Raw genomic sequence first — 18184 nt, 5'->3', positions numbered from 1 at the left:
AATATGAATATGGATTAAAACAAACCATTAAAAACACTCAATTAGCACAAAAAATGACACAACAAGCAGTCTATATTTATAACAATTTAAGAACCCATTTTAGCCTGGATCTCAGAAAACCTGCTGAAGTCCATCTCAATCCAAACATCAAATACAAGTCGTACCGAAAAAATAATGTAAATTTACCTGAACTTACAATTTAAGAACAAACCTAGTTCAAACTTTTTTTTGCATTCTAAACGGCTAAAAAAAAACTTTTGAACGTCTAAATATTAACTAAAAAGAGTCAACCTATTTCAGTATAATACAAATGACGCAAAAACAACGTAAAATATTCTACCCAGTAATTTTCTTTCTTGGAGCAATTTTAATTATTTGGGAAATTAATATTTACAGAGAAACCATTATCAATTGGATGATTCCAGTCGGAATTATATTAGTTGTTGGAATAATTGCATTTATTCTCGATTTTAAGAATTACAAGAGGACTTATAAATATAGCGGAATTGGACTCTACCTCTATTCCGCAATGCATTATGTAATCGGATTTGGATTTATTGCTTGCTCAATCTTTATGTTATCGAATTACTATTTCGCTGACCAAAATACAAGAACTGAATCGTATGAGATTATACGAACTTCCTCACTAGCTTCTGGAGGCAAATATAGAATTGATGTTGAAACACCAACGTTTAGAATTAATTATAATGGAAAAGTAAAGGAATTAGTCTTTTCATCTGAATTTTATGAAAAAAGGAAATTCTATAATAATGTAGAATTGGAGATTCGACAAGGACTTTTTGGATTTGACATTTTAGAAAACAAAAAACTGAATTAAAATAATAACGGAATAAAAAAAAACGTGTGGTAACAAGGTATATAATCCATTGCTAGTTCTAGCCTACTTACGAATATTCCTGCGGAATATTCTATTCGGTTTTTATTTGCTAAATTAGTTGCTTACACACGCAACGTATCATATACAAAACCGTTAGGTGCAAGCTGACTAAACAATCAAAAAAAAGACTTATTCTAATGAAAAACAGACACCTTTTACCTTTATTTCTTCTACTCTTCTCAAACTTTCTATTTGCTCAAACCTTTATCACAAATGTGACAATAGTTGATGTAGAAAAACAAAAATTATTGTCCAATCAAACAGTAATTATTACTGATAATTTGATATCAAACATTCAAAAAAGTAATAAAATAAAGGTTCCTGAAAATGCTACAATAATTGATGGATCGGATAAATATCTCCTTCCTGGTCTAATAGATGCACACATTCATTTTTTCCAAAATGGTGGATTATATACTCGTCCCGATGCTATTGATTTACGAAAATTCAAGGACTATGAACAAGATATTACGTATGCAAAAACTGATATGGAAGCCAAATTGAGAAGATATCTTCAAAATGGTATTACAACAGTTATTGATGTCGGTGCAAACTATAATTTCCTTAAGCAACGAAATGATTTTACAGACAAACCATTCTCACCTTCCATTTTTATTACTGGGCCTTTATTGACTACCTATGAACCAAAAGTCTATGAAGGCTTAGGAGAAGATGAACCTTTTACATTAACACAAACTATTGAAGACGGTGTTAATGGAGTTAAAGAACAGCTGAGATATAAACCTGATTTTATAAAAATCTGGTTTATAGCAGGAACAGACGGCTTAAGTCTAGAGGAAAGTGCACGCAAAAACCTACCTATTATTAAAGCTATCATAAATGAAGCTCATAAAAACAATTTAAAAGTAGCAGTTCATGCAACTCAAAGGTTTACAGCGCAATTAGCTGTTGAAAATGGTGCAGATTTTTTGGTACATAGTGTAGATGACGAAATTTTAAAAGACGATTTTATTCAATTAATGAAGAAAAATAAAACGACACTTTGTCCAACATTAATAGTTCATAGTGGATATTTAAATACGTTCGGTCAGAAATTAAATATGGGAAACTATGAATTACAAAAAGCAGATTCGTACCAATTAGGCTCTTTGCTAGATTTAAAACATTTACCTGACACTACATTAGTAAAGAAATATAAAAACTACGCAAACTCTCCGCAAAGTATCGCAAGCTTAAAAAAAGCGGACTCTATTAGCTTAGTTAATCTAAAAATATTATCTGATGCAGGAGTTTCAATCACTACTGGAACTGATGCAGGAAATATCGGGACTTTGCATGCTTCATCCTATTTGCAAGAATTACAAGCTATGCAAAAAAGCGGGATGAGTAATTGGAAAATTATTCAAGCATCAACTATAAATGGTGCTAAAGTTTTTGACAAGGAAAGTGAATTTGGCACAGTCAATATTGGGAAAAAAGCAAATCTTATTTTATTAGATGGAGATCCAATTGAAAACATTAAAAACGTCACCAAAATAAATACCATTTTCAATAAAGGTGTTATATTCAAACCTGATGAACTTATACAAGACTCACCGGCTGATTTAGCCCAAAGACAATTAAATGCATATAATTTTAGAAACATAGATGCATTTTTAGAACCATACGCTGATGATGTTGAAATTTACTCATATCCAGATAAACTGTTATATAGAGGAAAAGAAAAGATGAGAAAACAATATTCAGAGATGTTTGATAAAACGCCTAACCTACATTGTGAACTAAAAGAGAGAATTGTACAAGGTAATATTGTTATAGACAAAGAGCGCGTTCGGTTTAGGAATGATATAATTGAAGCTGTAGCAATTTATCATATTGAAAATGATAAGATTAAAAAGGTCTATTTTATTCATTAAAAAAAGAATGCGCATCATAAAGCTAGCACCTAACACGGTGTATAATTAATAGCGGTTTAAGTGATAAAAAGAAAGATAAAATATAAGACAAAGGTTAGTGCAAAACTGAAAGTTTAGTAAGTACAAACCCGCTACTAATCATACACTATACCGTTGGCTGTAATTAAAATGAACCAAAAACAAGTCAATAGAATAATTAAACTGTTAAAAGGAAAAGACATTTCTTTTGATAGTGGGTTAACGAATATTGAAATAGAAAAGATTAACCGTGATTTTGGAATCATTTTTCCAAGTGATTTAAAGTTACTTCTTCAAACCGAACTTCCTGTAAGTTCTGGTTTCGTTCATTGGAGATATGGAATAAATAGTGAAAAAGGAAAACAAGAAATTGAAAATAGATTGAATTGGCCATTAGAGGGTATGCTTTTTGACATTAAGAATAATTCCTTTTGGTTGGATAAATGGGGAATTAAACCCTCTGATTATAAAGAACAAAAGAAAATAGCCATAAATGAGTTAGCTAAACAACCGAAATTAATTCCGATTTATTCTCATAGATATTTAGCCAGCGAACCAAATGAAGTAAACAACCCAATTTTTTCCGTACATCAAATGGACATTATTTATTACGGAAACGACTTGATGGACTATTTTTCAAATGAATTTAATATTGAATTACCGATATCCTTCGGGAAAATTAAAGAACCTAAACGGATTCGGTTTTGGAGTGATATAGTTGATTTGAATAACTAAAATAACTACAGACAACACGGTTACAAAACATAGCTAATTAAGTGCTTAACCGAGAGGTTTGTACTTATTTGTAAAGATCGCCAAATTTTTAAATTTGGCGATCTTTACAAATAAAAAAAGTAAAAACAAAACATAAAAATTCGGCTCAGTGTTAATCCCAAAAGTTAGTGTCTTTTTGCACGCTACGAGCCATATACAAAACCGTTGGCAACAAGCTGAAAAATTCGTTACACGAAGAAAGATATGGATTGAATTTGATAATTTAGTATCTTTGATAAAAAGAAACTCGAAATGAATCTAGAAGCTCGAAAAATAGAATTTATTCAAGAATTCCTAAAACTTCAAAGCGAGGAAGCAATTTCCAAGCTTGAGAAAATATTGAAAAAGGAAAAAGACACTTCTGACGAAAGGCTTCTTAAGCCTATGACCATTGATGAGTTAAACAATCGAATTGACAAATCAGAATCGGATTTCAAAAACAATCGCTTTAAATCAAGTTCTGAACTTTTAGCCAAATACCAATAATGAATTTTAAAATTATTTGGTCAGACTTTTCGGAAACTCAACTTGACGAAATTTATGAATATTACGAAAAGAAAGCAAGTTTAAAAGTTGCTACTAAAATTGTAACTGGAATAATTAAAGAATCGGAAAAATTAATCAAAGCATCCTTTATTGGACAAGAAGAAGAATTACTTAAAGATAGAGAAATTCAATATCGTTATTTGGTTTTCAAAAACTACAAAGTCATATATTCGGTTGATGAACAAAACGAATTTATAAAAATTGCTGATATTTTTGATACTCGCCAAAATCCACCGAAAATGAAACGAACAAAATAAAGCCTGATTGCCAACAAAGTGTGAAATTAATTGCTAGTTCTAGCCTACTTACGAAAATCCTCGCGGATTTTATATTAGGTTTATTTTTGCTAAATTAGCTGTTTAAAACACGTAACAAACCATATAAAAAACTGTTGTGTGCAATTTGCCAGACCAATGAAAATCATATTTAACGACAGCGTAATTGACAATAAAATAGTCGAACCTGACTATGAATCTGAATTTAATTCTGCGAAAGAAAACGGATTTGAAACTGAGTTATTCAGCTTTGAGGAAATAGAAGATGGAAATATAAATAATGCACTGAAATTCATTAAAACTTGCGAAAAAATTGAATTAGGGATTTATCGTGGTTGGATGATGACACCGAAAATTTATGAACAGTTTTACAATGGTCTTCTAAAAAAGAATATTCAGTTGATTAACAATCCAAATGAATACAAACATTGCCATTACTTACCAGAATCCTATGACAAAATAATTAACGAAACACCAAAATCGAATTGGAGTAAAGATATTTCCGAAAATAGTATTTTAGAGTTATCAAGTAAATTTGGAGATAAACCGATTATTGTGAAAGATTATGTGAAATCAGAAAAACATAATTGGAATGACGCTTGTTTTATTACAAACGCATCTGACAAGAATAAAGTTTTGGAAATAACCAATCGATTTATTGAATTACGAGGAGATTATTTGAACGAGGGAATTGTTTTCCGAGAGTTTATAGAGTTAGAATTTCTAACTGAACACTCAAAAAGTAAAATGCCATTAACTAAAGAGTTTAGAATTATATTCTTAAATAAAAAGGTTGTTCAAATTTTCAATTATTGGGACGAAGGAAATTATGATTCTGAAAAACCAGATATTGATTTTTTTCAAAACATTGCGGAGAAAGTAGAAAGCAATTTCTTTACAATGGACGTTGCAAAAAAGAAAAATGGAGGTTGGATAATAATGGAATTAGGAGATGGACAAGTTGCAGGACTTCCAGACAATGCGAATAGAAACAATTATTATAACGAACTGAAAAAAAACTGCGTAGAACACCCTGTATAATTCATTGCTAATTATAGCCTACTTACCAAAATCATCGCGGATTTTCTATTCGGTTTTTATTTGCTAAATTACATGCTAAACCACGCAACTAACCATGCACAAACACGTTGTGCAACATATGCGAAGAACATGTCTGAAGAAAAAACAACATTCGAATTTATTACTATCGAGCCAAAAGAAGAACATTCTAGTAAGTATGAAAAAATAATTCATCATAAAAATTCTCGAAAAAATAGAGTGAAGTTTAATAAAGAAAAATACGAAGAAAAAGAGCTTATTTGGGCTTTAAAAAAATATACTGGAGAAAGAGCAGATGATGGAATGAATTGGCAATATCAGTCATCAGAAGATAAATTGAATGAAGAATTGACAGCAGAAAAAATTGCTGAAATTATTAATTTGGGAATTGACTTTGACTTTGACTATCATCCGAAAGAAAATGATCTTTTAGTTTTGAGATATGAATACATTAGTCCTGAATTAAAAAATAAAAGAAGACCGTTTATTAATTACTATACTTCGTTTATATATAATAATGGGAAATGGAATGTCAACGAAGGTTTCGACCATATTGATAGCGATTATTTGGAATTTAAAAGCGGAATTATAAAATACGTTACACAACAAAGTACTGTGGTAAAAAACAAGTAAAAACTCATTAATTTTTCAATAAAACACTTCTATAATTATTATCATAAGTTAATCCTGATTTTGCTATTACAAAAGCCTGTTTTAATAGTGTATTACAAACCGCTATTAATACTAATGTTTTCCGCTTTCCTTTGGCTACTTATCAATAGTATATTGCTTTGCAAGCATAGTTATATTTACAGGCATTAAAACTGCACATAAATAATAAATTTCAAAGCTTTCAATTCCCTATTTTACTAATTCTAGGACGTCCTTTTACACTACTCCCACTTTGACGGATTACTGGTATTAAACTAGCGTAACTACATAATGTGTTGTCCAAAAATAGGTAGACTAAAATTAAACAATTAATTACGTTCACTTATTAAAACACGAAATAATCACTAGCTAAAAAATACGTAGTTATACGTATTGTACTTGCTAACGCATTATTGTAATTTAGCTTTTAATTATAAAAAATACAACTATAACAAAATGACACTTATTTGATAGGTACTAACAAAAATTGTCATAACGGGAAATACAACCCCAATAACAACTATATTAGTTGTTATATAACCAGTTAGCAAAAATTAAAAATGAACATACCAATTTCATTAATATTATTTCGATTATTATTAGCTCCAATAATTTTATCTTTAGCTTATTTTATTGGAGAAAATGCTAAAATAACTATCGTAGTACTAATATATCTAGGATTAATATCTGACATATTGGACGGAATAATTGCAAGAAAGCAAAATATTTCATCTGCAAAATTAAGACGAATGGACAGTCAAACTGATATGATATTTTGGTTATCTATTGGTTTTGCAACTTGGATACTATACCCAAAACTGATTTCTGATAACTCAATAGTAATTTGGACGATTCTCGGAATGGAAGTAGCTTGTTATGTTATAAGTTTAATAAAATTCAAAAAAGAAACTTGCACACACGCCTTTCTTTCAAAACTTTGGGGAATTACTTTATTGATTGCTTTCACATCATTAATTGGATTTAATCACGCTGGAATTCCGTTCGCGTTAGCAATAATTATGGGACTAATATCTCATATTGACAGAATATTAATAACCCTGATATTACCAAAATGGACGCACGACATTCCGAGTGCTTATCACGCATATTTAATTAAAAAAGGAATTGATTTTAAACGAAATGAATATTTGAACGGATAAACAACTTTTGCTAACAATGTATAAAAAACATAGGGTTTTTGTGCTAAATCAAAGGTTTATATTTATTTGCGAAGTCCGCCATATTTTTAATATGTATTTTAGTAAAAAGATAAAAATAAAATAAAAAATATGGCTAAGTGTATAATCGAAATAAAGTGCTTATCAACTTCCCTACGTTTCTTATACTAACCGTTGTGTACAATTGCAAAAAACAAATATGGCAAGCATAGATCAAAAAATTGAAACATTTATAAATAATCACTTTCCTGATATAGATTTTTCTATTCTAGGTAATAATTCTGAATCCGAAGCGCATCGTAAAGCTTTAAAATATGAGTATTTCGTAAACTCGATTGAATATTACACTTTACAAAAAGTAATTGATAGCGAGGAAATAAAATCAATTTCTACTGGAGATATGAGAGGGATTGATGGTTTATATGTTGTGCTAAATAATCAATTTATTGGTTTTCCTGAAAAAAATGAAACAGACTTCTTTATAGATTGGAAAAATCGAATTATAGAAATAATTGATGAATCTTCTAAAATTGATGCAAAATTTATATTCATTCAATCAAAATCATCAAAAATAGAATTAGATAAGTTCAAAGGTGTTTGTGACGCTGTCTATGATATTTTTAATGAAGAACCATCTGACTTGCACTCTAATAAGCAAGTTCAATCAGTAAAGTTTTTATTTGAAAAGGTTTGCGAAAAAGAACATAACCTAGATTTAGTTGTAAAAATATGTGCTATAAACAAAGACAACAGAACTCTTGAAAGGACAATTTCTAATATCCAATGGAGTTCTGCAATTGCTAAGCAAAAAAAGGATTTAAAGTCAATCATTTTTTCAAATGTAGATATCGAAATAAAATCAGGTCAAGAATATCTAGAAAAACTTGAAGGAATACTAGCGCCAAACCAGCGTGATTATCCAGTTAAAGACCTAAAAGATCGTTTTATAGAAATAACTAATGAAAAAGCTACGTGTTTTATCGGTTATCTCAACCTAAATGAAGTTAATGATCTTATTACCTCAGAAGATGGTGGTCTAGATGACGTATTCTTTGATAATATTCGATATTTCGAAGGTTTTGGCGGAGAAGATAGTGTCAACAGTAAGATATTTAATAGCTTATCAGTAAATGATGATATTTTCCATCTTCTACATAACGGTATTACTATTACCGCTCATTCCAAGCATTTTAACCCTCAAAATGGAAACCTAGAAATAAAAGCATTTTCAATTATTAACGGGTGCCAAACATCTAATATTATATATGAATGGGTTAAAGAAAATATACATACAAGTGAATACTTAAAAACTGTGAATATTCCTGTTAAAATTATTATCACTGGAAACACTGATTTAAGAGCTCTTATTACTGAAACTGCAAATACAGCAAATGATGTAAAAACAATTCAGCTTATTTCAATTACTGATGAAGCTAAAGCCATACAAGGTATGTTTAATAATGAAGTTAGAAGTGGAGATAGGTTGCATTATGAAAGATTGTCTAACCAGTATCCTGAAGTTGGGAATGCCTATAAAATTCAAACTACCGATTTATTTAGAAGCTATTATTCATCTTTTGGTGTTGCTCCGCATAGATTAACTGTTGGATATGGCGGTTTTGAAAGAGAAATGCTAAAACAAAAAGATTTCTTAGGAACAAAAAATAATGGTCAAACAAAACAAGATTTAAAGTCATATTACATTTCCTCACTTGCCTTTAACTATTTGGATAGATTCTTAAGGTCGAAGTATCCATATCTATTAAGTTTAAGACACCATTTCCTATTATTACTCTTTATATCAATAGATAACGAATTCCATACAAAAGTGGATGTTTACAAGAAAAATGTTCCTGATAAGATTATTACTGGAATCAAAAACTTGGCAGAATCAAAAACCAAATTTGATAATATAATGACGAAGATTTGCGACTTAGCTATTGAACATTTTGACTTCTTTATTGAAAAGACAGCTGTAAAAACCAAGGTTAAATCAAAAAGTTACTACACAGAAGAAGGAACGAATAAAATGATCGAAAAATTCTTAGAAAAAAATAACTGTACACAACAAAGTACTGTGGTAAAAAACAAGTAAAAACGCATTAATTGTTTAATAAAGCACTTCTGTAGTTATTATCATAAGTTAGTCCTAATTTTGCTATTGCAAAAGTCTGTTTTAATAGCTTATTACAAACCGCTATTAATGCTAATTTTTTGCTCTTCCCTTTGACAACTAACCAACTGTAAATTACTTTGCAAAAATTCTTCTGTTACAAACACTAAAACTTCACATAAACAATAAAATTAATACCGTTCAAAAACCCAAAAACAAGGGATAATTCCAGCCTATTTTAACATAAAATCAAATATTATCACAAATACCTGACAATCATATTATTAACACGTATTTCAAAATAGGTTATAGCGTGGTTATAGCATGGTTATACCATACTTATAACATGCTTATAGCGTAGTTTAAAGCAGTCAGTATATACTAATCCTAATAAACAACCTACCTGTTTAAGTATATAGCATTAAGGCTTGTGTAATGTAGTGGCTTAAACCTAGCCTATCTACCAATATCCTTGTGGGTTTTCTATCTGTAATGTCCTTGCTAATTGTAATACATAGACCACGCAACAAGATCAAACACAAAACCGTGAAACACATGCTTTCTAAATAAAAAAAATATTATTTCAGAATACTCTAATTATAGACGTTTAATAGTATAAATTTACTGTGTAATTGTAATTAACTTATGTCGTTAGGTTAAGATATTATTCATTCAAAAAGAAGCATATTTGTTAGGCGTCATAAACAAGCAAAAAATGAAAAACAAAATACTTTTAATCTTTATACTCATTACAAGTATAATTTCTGTTAAAGCACAACAAACAACCACAAAAAAGATAGAGCATCCCAAATACGGTAAAGCTATTCTTGAAACCTATTTTGATCAAGATAACAACCCAAAGCAAAAAGTCATCTATACAAAAGACACTTTGCTAACCAATGGAAATAAAGAAGTTGGAGAAATCATCCTATATTATACAAACGGAACAGTAAGTGCAAAAGGTAATTTTTCTAAGTCAAATAAAAGTTCCTATTTTGGATCGTCCAGAAAAAGACAAGGTAAATGGCTGTATTATGATAAGCAAGGTAATTTAGAGAAAACATTATTTTACAAAGAGGATAAAATAGATAGCTTATATACCACATACCATGCAAACGGAAATGTTTCCAGTATCACAAACTATGTAGATGGAAAGATAAATGGAAACTCTAAAACTTATTTTGCGAATAAAAAATTACACAGGGTTTTACAGTACAAAAACGGAAAAATAAATAACGTACTAGAGTTTTACAATAGTAAAGGCACCCAAATAGAATATGGAACTTTCAAAGAAAGTAATGGAACTTTAGATATATACGACCTAGAAACCGGAAAAATATCAAAAACGTACACTTATGAAGATGGTATACCTCACAATATTGAAACCAAAGACATACCATCTACAAAAGGTACTATCAATCAAAAAACTTACAAGACAAATAATGGAAAGATTATAAAAGTGGTTAGAACACTAAATAAGCAGCTTGAAGGGTTACAAGAAAAATTTGATTATAAAGGAATCTTAAAAGATGCCAATTACTTCTCTGATGGAAAAAAACACGGTACACATACTAGATATAATGATGATGGTACTATATTTTGGCAAGACACTTATGTAAATAATAAAAAAACAGGACCTTTTATACATACTGCTGAGGACTCTGAAGCTGAAGGTAACAGATATAGCGGTAAAAAAAATGATAACGTGGTTCTTCACTCAGGGTTTTATGATGAAGATGAGAAAATAACAGGTCGCTTTACAAGTTATACACAAAAAGATAGTATTGTAATTGCAACCGGACAATATAAAGAAAACTATAAAACAGGCGTTTGGAAGTTTTATAATGAAAAAGAAGAACTTATTAACGAGGTAAAATACGGTAATGACTAAATAGAAAAGTAATACATTAGCTTAACTTTTAACATATTATCAATAGCGTATTAACTACAATGAAAAAAGTAATAATCCACACCTTCTTAATACTTCTTATGTTGGCTTGTAAAAACAATCAAATTAACAAAGAGAAATTACTGACCTCTAAAATTGAAACCAGTTTTTATAAAAATCAAAAGAATGATCATTATCCCTCTAAAAGAAAAAGTTTAAAACAATGTTTTTCAAAACAAATTAGAGTGTATTTAGACGATCCTGATACATCAGGTACAAATATTCGTAAAAAACCAAATGGTGAAGTAATTACTAAACTGATAGTAGATAATTTAAACCATGATTATATCATAACAGTCACAGAGGCTAAAAATGGCTGGTTTAAAATTAAAAACCCAATAATAGGAATGGAGAATGACGTTATAATACCTAATAATGAAGGTTGGATTCATGGGTCTGTAATAGCAGTTGATACTAGAAATTATTCTGGACAGCATATAAATATTCTAGACAAGCCTATAGACGGTAAAATTATGACGATTATTAAAGAAGAAACTATTCAACTTAAACTAAAAGAGCTTTGCGGAGATTGGGTTAAAATTGAATATAATAACACCATTGGGTGGATAGAAAGTAAATGGTTATGTGGTAACCCGCTAACCAATTGTTCATAATCCCCTTTTTATTAATTTTGTTTTTCAACTAAATGCGACTTAGTAATGAAACTATCAATAAAACTAATAACATCTATACTTTTAGGGCTACTTGTTTTAACTAACTGTAATAACAATACAAAGACTACTTTTAAACTTAAGGAAGGAGATTTACTGTTTCAAAACACAGGATCAGACAAGATTGATAATGCTATAAAAGATGTTACTGCAACTGCTGCTGCCAAAAACTATTCTCATGTTGGTATAGCAATGCAAAAAAACAACAAATGGTTTGTTCTAGAAGCAATACCAAAACAAGGCGTTTGCATAACACCAATAGCTAAATTTTTAGAAAGAAATAAAAACAAATTCAATAAATCTCAAACCACAGTAGCTAGACTAGACAATTATTACAAACCATATCTAAAAAAAGCAATAAATTATGGTACTGCCAGAGTTAACACACCTTATGACGATATTTTTTTATGGGATGACACATCCTATTATTGCTCAGAGCTAGTGTATAAAATGTTTTCAACGCAAAACCTCCCCAAAGACTCTATTCCGTTTCTTACACACCCAATGACCTTTAACGATAGTTCTGGTCAACCTTTAACAAGTTGGGTAGAATATTACAACGCACGCAACCAACCAATTCCAGAAGGTATTAAAGGCACAAACCCTAATTTAATGGCTAGCAGTAATCAGATTACATTTGTACATGATTATGAAAACGAGTAAACCTCAAGAATATACCTTGCTTAAAAATATTTTCTTTATCCAAAACTGAATTAATAACACCTGTTTATACAGAAATGGAAGGTCTAATTTATTAAACTAAATAAAATAGGTTACATATCTAAAACCAAACTACTAATTCTTATCCTCCAGAAGTGGTACAAATCTAAACTCACCAAATTCAGTTTTTTCAAAATCAGTTTGACCGGTTCTAACAAAAAGGGTCATGATTTGCACATCGTCTCCTACAGGTATTACCAAACGACCTCCAATAGCCAACTGTGCTAATAAAGCATTGGGTACAAATGGCGCACCAGCAGTAACTATTATACTTTTAAAAGGCGCTTCCTCTCTCAATCCTTTATAACCATCTCCAAAAATTAAACTTTTAGGTCGGTAACCTAACTTAGGTAAAAATCTGCTAGTAATTTTAAATAATTCTTGTTGTCTTTCAATACTATAAACTCTAGCGCCAAGCTCGCATAATACAGCAGTTTGATAGCCACTACCTGTACCAATTTCTAGCACTTTATCACCTCGTTCAACTTGCATCAATTCGGTTTGAAAAGCAACAGTATAAGGTTGTGATATGGTTTGGTCTGCTGCAATAGGAAACGCTTTGTCTTGATACGCATGATCCAAAAAACTAGAATCCATAAATAAATGTCTTGGTATCTTGCCAATAGCAGATAAAACAGCACTATTAGTTATTCCTTTGTTTTTCAAAACAGCAACAAGTTGCTGACGTAAGCCTTTATGTTTAAAAGTATCTTTCAATGGTAGCAGTTAGTTTAGAGCATAAAATTACTTCAAAAATTTAAAGCTGAAAAGGATTTTCTTTCAATTTATATTTTTGTTCAATTAGGTATATATAAATAGTAATTTCATATAAAATACTGTTCAAAAAAACTTATTTTTGTTGAAAACGTAATAACTTATGCTTAAAGCTGGTGTATTAGGTGCTGGTCACCTAGGAAAAATTCATCTTAGATTATTAAACCAATCAGAAAAATTTGATTTAGTAGGGTTTTATGACGCAAATCCTGATAATGCTAAACAGGTTGAAGCCGAATTTGGTTACAAATACTTTGATACAATTGAAGGATTAATTGAAGCGGTAGACGTGGTTGACATTGTCACGCCTACTCTATCACATTATGATTGTGCTAAACAAGCCATTGCTAAAGGCAAACATATTTTTGTCGAAAAACCTATTACAAATACTGTACAAGAAGCTGAGGCTTTAAGAGCTTTAGTTGCCGAATATGGCGTGAAAGGTCAAGTTGGTCATGTCGAGCGTTTTAATCCTGCATTTACTGCAGTTAAAGACCAATTAGACAGTCCAATGTTTATAGAAGCACATCGTCTAGCCGAGTTTAATCCTCGTGGTACCGATGTACCTGTGGTGTTAGACTTAATGATTCATGACATTGACGTTATTTTAAGTGTTGTGCAGTCTAAAGTAAAAAATGTATCTGCAAGCGGTGTTTCAGTCATCAGTGACACACCTGATATTGCTAATGCACGTATCGAGTTTGTAAACGGTTGTGTGGCTAATTTAACTGCCAGCAGAATATCACTTAAAAACATGCGTAAAACACGTTTTTTTCAACGTGACGCCTATATTTCTGTAGACTTCTTAGAGAAAAAATGTGAGGTTGTAAAAATGAAAGATGCTCCAGAATCTCCTGGAGATTTTGATATGGTTTTACAAAATGCCGAAGGTGTTAAAAAACAAATCTATTTTGATAATCCTGACGTCTCTGCTAACAATGCCATTTTAGACGAACTTGAAACCTTTGCTGATGCTATAAACAACAACACAACACCAATAGTAACATTACATGATGGTACTGAAGCGTTACGTGTAGCAACCATGATTATAGATCAGTTTTAATATATGAGGTACGTTATATTATTTTTACTGTTAAGTGTATTGGTATCCTGTAAAAAGGATATTAAACAAAAGGAAATAACAGCAAATAATTATACATTATCTGTACAAAAAGCGTCTATTAACCATGATGATTTTACCAATAAAACTTCGGTAGAACCATTTAGCATACATGCTAAAAACATCAAATTTAATGAGCTTGTTAGTACTATTTTTAAAGACGAAACGATAACGGTTCACTTTCAAAATCAAGATTTATATAACCTACCACTTCAAGTGTCTTTAACAATAGAGAATAATACTAAAGTAGTCCAAAAAGAAATCTTAGACCAAATAGTTAAACAATTATCTCTTAAAAGCAGTTTAAAAAATCAAGATTTTTTCGAGCTAGCTATTACAGACTCGACTAAATTGTACAAACATTATGCAAATAATAAACAAACAAGAGTCTACAAATCAAAAGATTCTATATCGCTACAACACGTCTCGTTAGTCAAATTTTCAAAACTAATAAAAGAAAGATTTGACATCAATTGTTACAGTACAAATAACAGAGCTGTAATAAATTATGATACAAAAATTAAAGACTTAGTAACTTTTAAAGCAAATTTAAAAGAACAATTAGGTTTAACATTTATAAAACAACAACAACTCACTTATGTTATAAGTGAATAACAAAACATAATTAAAATGAAAAATATAGCAGTTATAGGTGCAGGAACAATGGGTAATGGTATTGCACACACATTTGCACAATCAGGATTTAAAGTACAATTAATAGATATTAGCGAAGCTTCATTAAAAAAAGGAATGGATACCATAGCTAAAAACTTAGATCGTATGGTTGCTAAACAAAAAATTACTGAATCCGATAAAAACACTACGCTTGATAACATAACGACTTTTACTAGTATCGAATCTGGAGTTAAAGACGTCAACTTAGTCGTTGAAGCTGCTACCGAAAATATTGATCTAAAATTAAAAATATTCAAACAATTAGATGAGGCTTGTAGTCAAGATACTATTTTAGCGACCAATACCTCTTCTATTTCAATCACACAAATTGGAGCTGCAACTTCAAGACCAGAAAAGGTAATTGGTATGCATTTTATGAATCCTGTACCAATCATGAAATTAGTAGAGATTATTCGTGGTTATAACACTAGTGATGATGTAACAAACACCATCATGGAATTGTCTAAAACTTTAGGTAAAACACCAACTGAAGTTAATGATTATCCAGGTTTTGTGGCAAACCGTATTTTAATGCCTATGATTAATGAGTCTATTGAAACGTTATACAATGGTGTTGCTGGAGTATCAGAAATTGATACTGTCATGAAGTTAGGTATGGCACATCCAATGGGTCCATTACAATTAGCAGATTTTATTGGTTTAGACGTTTGTTTATCAATATTAAATGTTATGTACGACGGATTTAAAAACCCTAAATATGCACCTTGTCCATTATTAGTAAATATGGTACAAGCAGGAAAACTAGGTGTAAAATCAGGCGAAGGGTTTTATGATTATTCTGAAAGTAGAAAAGCAGAACACGTTTCTAAACAGTTTATATAACACTTAAAAAAGGCATAAGACATATACTATCTTATGCCTTTTTTTAATACTATTCCTTTTTCATATATTACACATATGACTAAAATTTTACCTTTTAAAGCTGTAAGACCAACTAGAGACAAAGTAAGTTTAGTGGCTTCAAGATCGTACCAAAGCTATACACAAGCCGAAAGAGAAGCACGTTTAGATTATAACCCGTTTTCATTTTTGCACATTGTAAATCCTGGTTACAAATACGATAAAGAAATCTCTGGTGAAGCACGATACAATTTAGTTAAAAACAGGTATTTAGAGTTTAAAGAAGACGGGATTTTTAAACAAGACACCAAACCGTGTTTTTATATTTACAAAATAGTAGACAGAGATCATCAAGTGTTTAATGGTATTGTAGCTGCAGCAAGTGTAGAAGATTATACAAATAACATTATTAAAAAACATGAAGACACAATTGCGGCTCGCGAAATTGTTTTTAAAGACTACCTTAAAACCGTAGGTTTTAATGCAGAACCTGTACTACTTACCTATCCTGATAATAGCACTATTAAAACTATTATTAATGAAAAACAAAAAGAACGTGCAGAGTTTGAATTTACAACAACTTACAGAGACACACATTTGTTATGGCTAATAGATAAAGAAGAAGATATTAATGCAATAGCTGAAACTTTTAATAAAACCAAAACGCTTTACATAGCAGATGGACACCACAGATCATCATCTTCAAAACTGTTATGTGAAGACTTAAAAACGGATAACAAAGCACATACAGGAGAAGAGAGTTATAACTTTTTTATGAGTTATTTAATTTCTGAATCCGAGTTACGTATTCATGAATTTAACCGTTTGGTTAAAGACTTAAACGGATTAACAAAAGAAGAGTTTTTAATACAACTTGACACCATGTATCGTATTGAAAATAGAGGTATCACTCCTTATCAACCCTCAAAAGCACATCATTTTAGCATGTATTTGGATGGCGAATTTTACTCGTTGTATTTAAGAAAAACTAATTATCAATTTAACACTTCTTTGGATCAATTAGATGCACAATTATTGTTTAAAACAATACTTGAACCAATCCTTGGTATTACAGATTTGCGTAATGATGATCGCATACATTACCTTAGCGGAAAAAAGGACATTGTAAACTTAAAAAGTAAAGTAGATAGCAAAGCTTATACTGTTGGTTTTGGTATGATTCCTGCAACCATTACGCAAATGAAACAAATTGCAGACGATGGACTTACAATGCCTCCTAAAAGCACATATATTGAACCAAAAATTAGAAGTGGTGTCACTATTTATGAGTTTTAAACACGTAACTTGTCAGTTATAGCAAATCCAAGAATTTAAACACAATCTTAATGTCAATTAAAAATAACCTAAATCAAATACAAGAAACACTACCAGATCATGTGACGTTGGTTGCTGTTTCTAAAACAAAACCTGTAAGTGATTTAATGGAAGCTTATAATGCAGGACAACGCATTTTTGGAGAAAATAAAATCCAAGAAATGGTAGACAAACATCAAGAGATGCCAAAAGATATTAAATGGCATATGATAGGTCACGTACAAACAAATAAAGTCAAGTATATGGCTGAGTTTGTAGATTTAATTCATGGTGTAGACAGCTTTAAACTTTTAAAAGAAATTAATAAACAAGCTAAAAAATACGATAGAAATATTAATTGTTTATTACAAATTAAAATAGCTTCAGAAGATTCTAAATTTGGAATGACACAAAAAGAGGCTTTAGCATTACTTGAATCAGAACCGTTTTCAGAATTAACAAATATTAAACTAACAGGTGTCATGGGAATGGCTACTTTTACTGATAATCAAGAGCAAATTAAACAAGAGTTTAATACATTAAAAACAGCTTTTGACAATCTTAAAGCTATACAAACTAATAATTGCCAACTAGAAACTATTAGTATGGGAATGAGTGGTGATTATCTTTTAGCAATAGATTGCGGAAGTACAATGGTTCGCGTTGGAAGTAGTATATTTGGTAAAAGAAATTATAATTAAAATCAACTCTT

General features: G+C 30.3%; 17 protein-coding genes and 4 pseudogenes. 18 read left to right on the top strand and 3 right to left on the bottom strand.

The window, feature by feature from the left end:
• The 8 genes and pseudogenes from JAO71_RS15775 to JAO71_RS09110 all read left to right on the top strand — a co-directional run.
• A pseudogene (locus tag JAO71_RS15775) lies at nt 1–203 on the top strand (IS3-like element ISElsp1 family transposase); the annotation flags it as partial.
• Nucleotides 204–310: 107 nt separating this feature from the next.
• Complete coding sequence (locus JAO71_RS09140; RefSeq protein WP_116822500.1) at nt 311–838, top strand: hypothetical protein; 528 nt, start codon at nt 311–313, stop codon at nt 836–838.
• 197 nt (nt 839–1035) lie between these two features.
• Nucleotides 1036–2775 carry an amidohydrolase family protein gene (locus tag JAO71_RS09135; protein ID WP_116822499.1) on the top strand — a complete coding sequence of 580 codons (1740 nt, stop codon included), beginning with the start codon at nt 1036–1038 and terminating at the stop codon, nt 2773–2775.
• A 168-nt stretch (nt 2776–2943) separates the two neighbouring features.
• Nucleotides 2944–3528, top strand: a complete 585-nt coding sequence (locus tag JAO71_RS09130) for a hypothetical protein (protein WP_203000357.1) — start codon at nt 2944–2946, stop codon at nt 3526–3528.
• A 291-nt stretch (nt 3529–3819) separates the two neighbouring features.
• On the top strand, nt 3820–4053 hold the full coding sequence (locus JAO71_RS09125) for a hypothetical protein (RefSeq protein WP_054850723.1): 234 nt from the start codon (nt 3820–3822) through the stop codon (nt 4051–4053).
• On the top strand, nt 4053–4370 hold the full coding sequence (locus tag JAO71_RS09120; RefSeq protein ID WP_116822497.1) for a type II toxin-antitoxin system RelE/ParE family toxin: 318 nt from the start codon (nt 4053–4055) through the stop codon (nt 4368–4370). Before JAO71_RS09125 ends, JAO71_RS09120 begins: the two co-directional genes overlap by 1 nt.
• A gap of 156 nt (nt 4371–4526) precedes the next feature.
• Nucleotides 4527–5429, top strand: a complete 903-nt coding sequence (locus JAO71_RS09115; RefSeq protein ID WP_116822496.1) for an ATP-grasp domain-containing protein — start codon at nt 4527–4529, stop codon at nt 5427–5429.
• Between the two features lie 129 nt (nt 5430–5558).
• On the top strand, nt 5559–6080 hold the full coding sequence (locus tag JAO71_RS09110) for a hypothetical protein (RefSeq protein ID WP_162874813.1): 522 nt from the start codon (nt 5559–5561) through the stop codon (nt 6078–6080).
• Between the two features lie 7 nt (nt 6081–6087).
• On the opposite strand, the pseudogene JAO71_RS09105 reads toward JAO71_RS09110, so the two are convergent.
• Nucleotides 6088–6390 (bottom strand): annotated as a pseudogene (locus tag JAO71_RS09105) (transposase); the annotation flags it as partial.
• 268 nt (nt 6391–6658) lie between these two features.
• On the opposite strand from JAO71_RS09105, the gene JAO71_RS09100 reads away from it, so the two are divergent.
• Together JAO71_RS09100 and JAO71_RS09095 are read left to right on the top strand one after the other, a co-directional pair.
• Nucleotides 6659–7258 (top strand): CDP-alcohol phosphatidyltransferase family protein, encoded by a 600-nt coding sequence (locus JAO71_RS09100; RefSeq protein ID WP_116822494.1) that lies wholly within the window; start codon nt 6659–6661, stop codon nt 7256–7258.
• Nucleotides 7259–7475: 217 nt separating this feature from the next.
• Nucleotides 7476–9371, top strand: coding sequence for an AIPR family protein (locus tag JAO71_RS09095; protein WP_116822493.1), 1896 nt, complete (start codon nt 7476–7478; stop codon nt 9369–9371).
• 7 nt (nt 9372–9378) lie between these two features.
• On the opposite strand, the pseudogene JAO71_RS15855 reads toward JAO71_RS09095, so the two are convergent.
• Nucleotides 9379–9513: pseudogene (locus tag JAO71_RS15855) on the bottom strand (IS110 family transposase); the annotation flags it as partial.
• Nucleotides 9514–10104: 591 nt separating this feature from the next.
• On the opposite strand from JAO71_RS15855, the gene JAO71_RS09090 reads away from it, so the two are divergent.
• The 3 genes from JAO71_RS09090 to JAO71_RS09080 are packed head-to-tail and all read left to right on the top strand — an operon-like array spanning nt 10105 to nt 12671.
• Nucleotides 10105–11280, top strand: a complete 1176-nt coding sequence (locus JAO71_RS09090) for a toxin-antitoxin system YwqK family antitoxin (RefSeq protein WP_203000355.1) — start codon at nt 10105–10107, stop codon at nt 11278–11280.
• 59 nt (nt 11281–11339) lie between these two features.
• Entirely contained in the window at nt 11340–11951 is a 612-nt protein-coding gene (locus tag JAO71_RS09085) for an SH3 domain-containing protein (RefSeq protein ID WP_203000353.1), read from the top strand.
• 45 nt (nt 11952–11996) lie between these two features.
• Entirely contained in the window at nt 11997–12671 is a 675-nt protein-coding gene (locus tag JAO71_RS09080; protein WP_203000351.1) for a YiiX/YebB-like N1pC/P60 family cysteine hydrolase, read from the top strand.
• 132 nt (nt 12672–12803) lie between these two features.
• On the opposite strand, the gene JAO71_RS09075 is transcribed toward JAO71_RS09080, so the two are convergent.
• On the bottom strand, nt 12804–13445 hold the full coding sequence (locus JAO71_RS09075) for a protein-L-isoaspartate(D-aspartate) O-methyltransferase (protein WP_028291426.1): 642 nt from the start codon (nt 13443–13445) through the stop codon (nt 12804–12806).
• Nucleotides 13446–13605: 160 nt separating this feature from the next.
• On the opposite strand from JAO71_RS09075, the gene JAO71_RS09070 reads away from it, so the two are divergent.
• The 5 genes and pseudogenes from JAO71_RS09070 to JAO71_RS09050 form a co-directional block, all read left to right on the top strand.
• Entirely contained in the window at nt 13606–14565 is a 960-nt protein-coding gene (locus JAO71_RS09070; protein WP_054850714.1) for a Gfo/Idh/MocA family protein, read from the top strand.
• Between the two features lie 3 nt (nt 14566–14568).
• Entirely contained in the window at nt 14569–15237 is a 669-nt protein-coding gene (locus JAO71_RS09065) for a hypothetical protein (RefSeq protein WP_203000349.1), read from the top strand.
• A gap of 15 nt (nt 15238–15252) precedes the next feature.
• Nucleotides 15253–16140 (top strand): 3-hydroxyacyl-CoA dehydrogenase family protein, encoded by an 888-nt coding sequence (locus JAO71_RS09060; protein ID WP_203000347.1) that lies wholly within the window; start codon nt 15253–15255, stop codon nt 16138–16140.
• A gap of 75 nt (nt 16141–16215) precedes the next feature.
• Nucleotides 16216–17454: a DUF1015 domain-containing protein gene (locus JAO71_RS09055; RefSeq protein ID WP_116822487.1), complete on the top strand. Its 1239-nt coding sequence runs from the start codon at nt 16216–16218 to the stop codon at nt 17452–17454.
• A 41-nt stretch (nt 17455–17495) separates the two neighbouring features.
• Nucleotides 17496–18173, top strand: a pseudogene (locus JAO71_RS09050) (YggS family pyridoxal phosphate-dependent enzyme); the annotation flags it as partial.
• Nucleotides 18174–18184: the final 11 nt, after the last annotated feature.

The organism is Olleya sediminilitoris (assembly GCF_016785945.1).
Taxonomy (GTDB): Bacteria; Bacteroidota; Bacteroidia; order Flavobacteriales; family Flavobacteriaceae; genus Olleya; species Olleya sediminilitoris.
The sequence above is the reverse complement of the archived record's forward strand: the minus strand, read 5'-3'. Positions and strand labels throughout refer to the sequence as shown.

Bases quoted from the DNA above. Each gene is read 5' to 3' on its own strand.
- JAO71_RS09060 (WP_203000347.1), top strand. From the start codon at position 15,253: ATGAAAAATATAGCAGTTATAGGTGCAGGAACAATGGGTAATGGTATT.
- JAO71_RS09115 (WP_116822496.1), top strand. From the start codon at position 4,527: ATGAAAATCATATTTAACGACAGCGTAATTGACAATAAAATAGTCGAA.
- JAO71_RS09140 (WP_116822500.1), top strand. From the start codon at position 311: ATGACGCAAAAACAACGTAAAATATTCTACCCAGTAATTTTCTTTCTT.
- JAO71_RS09135 (WP_116822499.1), top strand. From the start codon at position 1,036: ATGAAAAACAGACACCTTTTACCTTTATTTCTTCTACTCTTCTCAAAC.
- JAO71_RS09120 (WP_116822497.1), top strand. From the start codon at position 4,053: ATGAATTTTAAAATTATTTGGTCAGACTTTTCGGAAACTCAACTTGAC.
- JAO71_RS09090 (WP_203000355.1), top strand. From the start codon at position 10,105: ATGAAAAACAAAATACTTTTAATCTTTATACTCATTACAAGTATAATT.
- JAO71_RS09055 (WP_116822487.1), top strand. From the start codon at position 16,216: ATGACTAAAATTTTACCTTTTAAAGCTGTAAGACCAACTAGAGACAAA.
- JAO71_RS09130 (WP_203000357.1), top strand. From the start codon at position 2,944: ATGAACCAAAAACAAGTCAATAGAATAATTAAACTGTTAAAAGGAAAA.
- JAO71_RS09080 (WP_203000351.1), top strand. From the start codon at position 11,997: ATGAAACTATCAATAAAACTAATAACATCTATACTTTTAGGGCTACTT.
- JAO71_RS09065 (WP_203000349.1), top strand. From the start codon at position 14,569: ATGAGGTACGTTATATTATTTTTACTGTTAAGTGTATTGGTATCCTGT.
- JAO71_RS09095 (WP_116822493.1), top strand. From the start codon at position 7,476: ATGGCAAGCATAGATCAAAAAATTGAAACATTTATAAATAATCACTTT.
- JAO71_RS09070 (WP_054850714.1), top strand. From the start codon at position 13,606: ATGCTTAAAGCTGGTGTATTAGGTGCTGGTCACCTAGGAAAAATTCAT.
- JAO71_RS09110 (WP_162874813.1), top strand. From the start codon at position 5,559: ATGTCTGAAGAAAAAACAACATTCGAATTTATTACTATCGAGCCAAAA.
- JAO71_RS09100 (WP_116822494.1), top strand. From the start codon at position 6,659: ATGAACATACCAATTTCATTAATATTATTTCGATTATTATTAGCTCCA.
- JAO71_RS09085 (WP_203000353.1), top strand. From the start codon at position 11,340: ATGAAAAAAGTAATAATCCACACCTTCTTAATACTTCTTATGTTGGCT.
- JAO71_RS09125 (WP_054850723.1), top strand. From the start codon at position 3,820: ATGAATCTAGAAGCTCGAAAAATAGAATTTATTCAAGAATTCCTAAAA.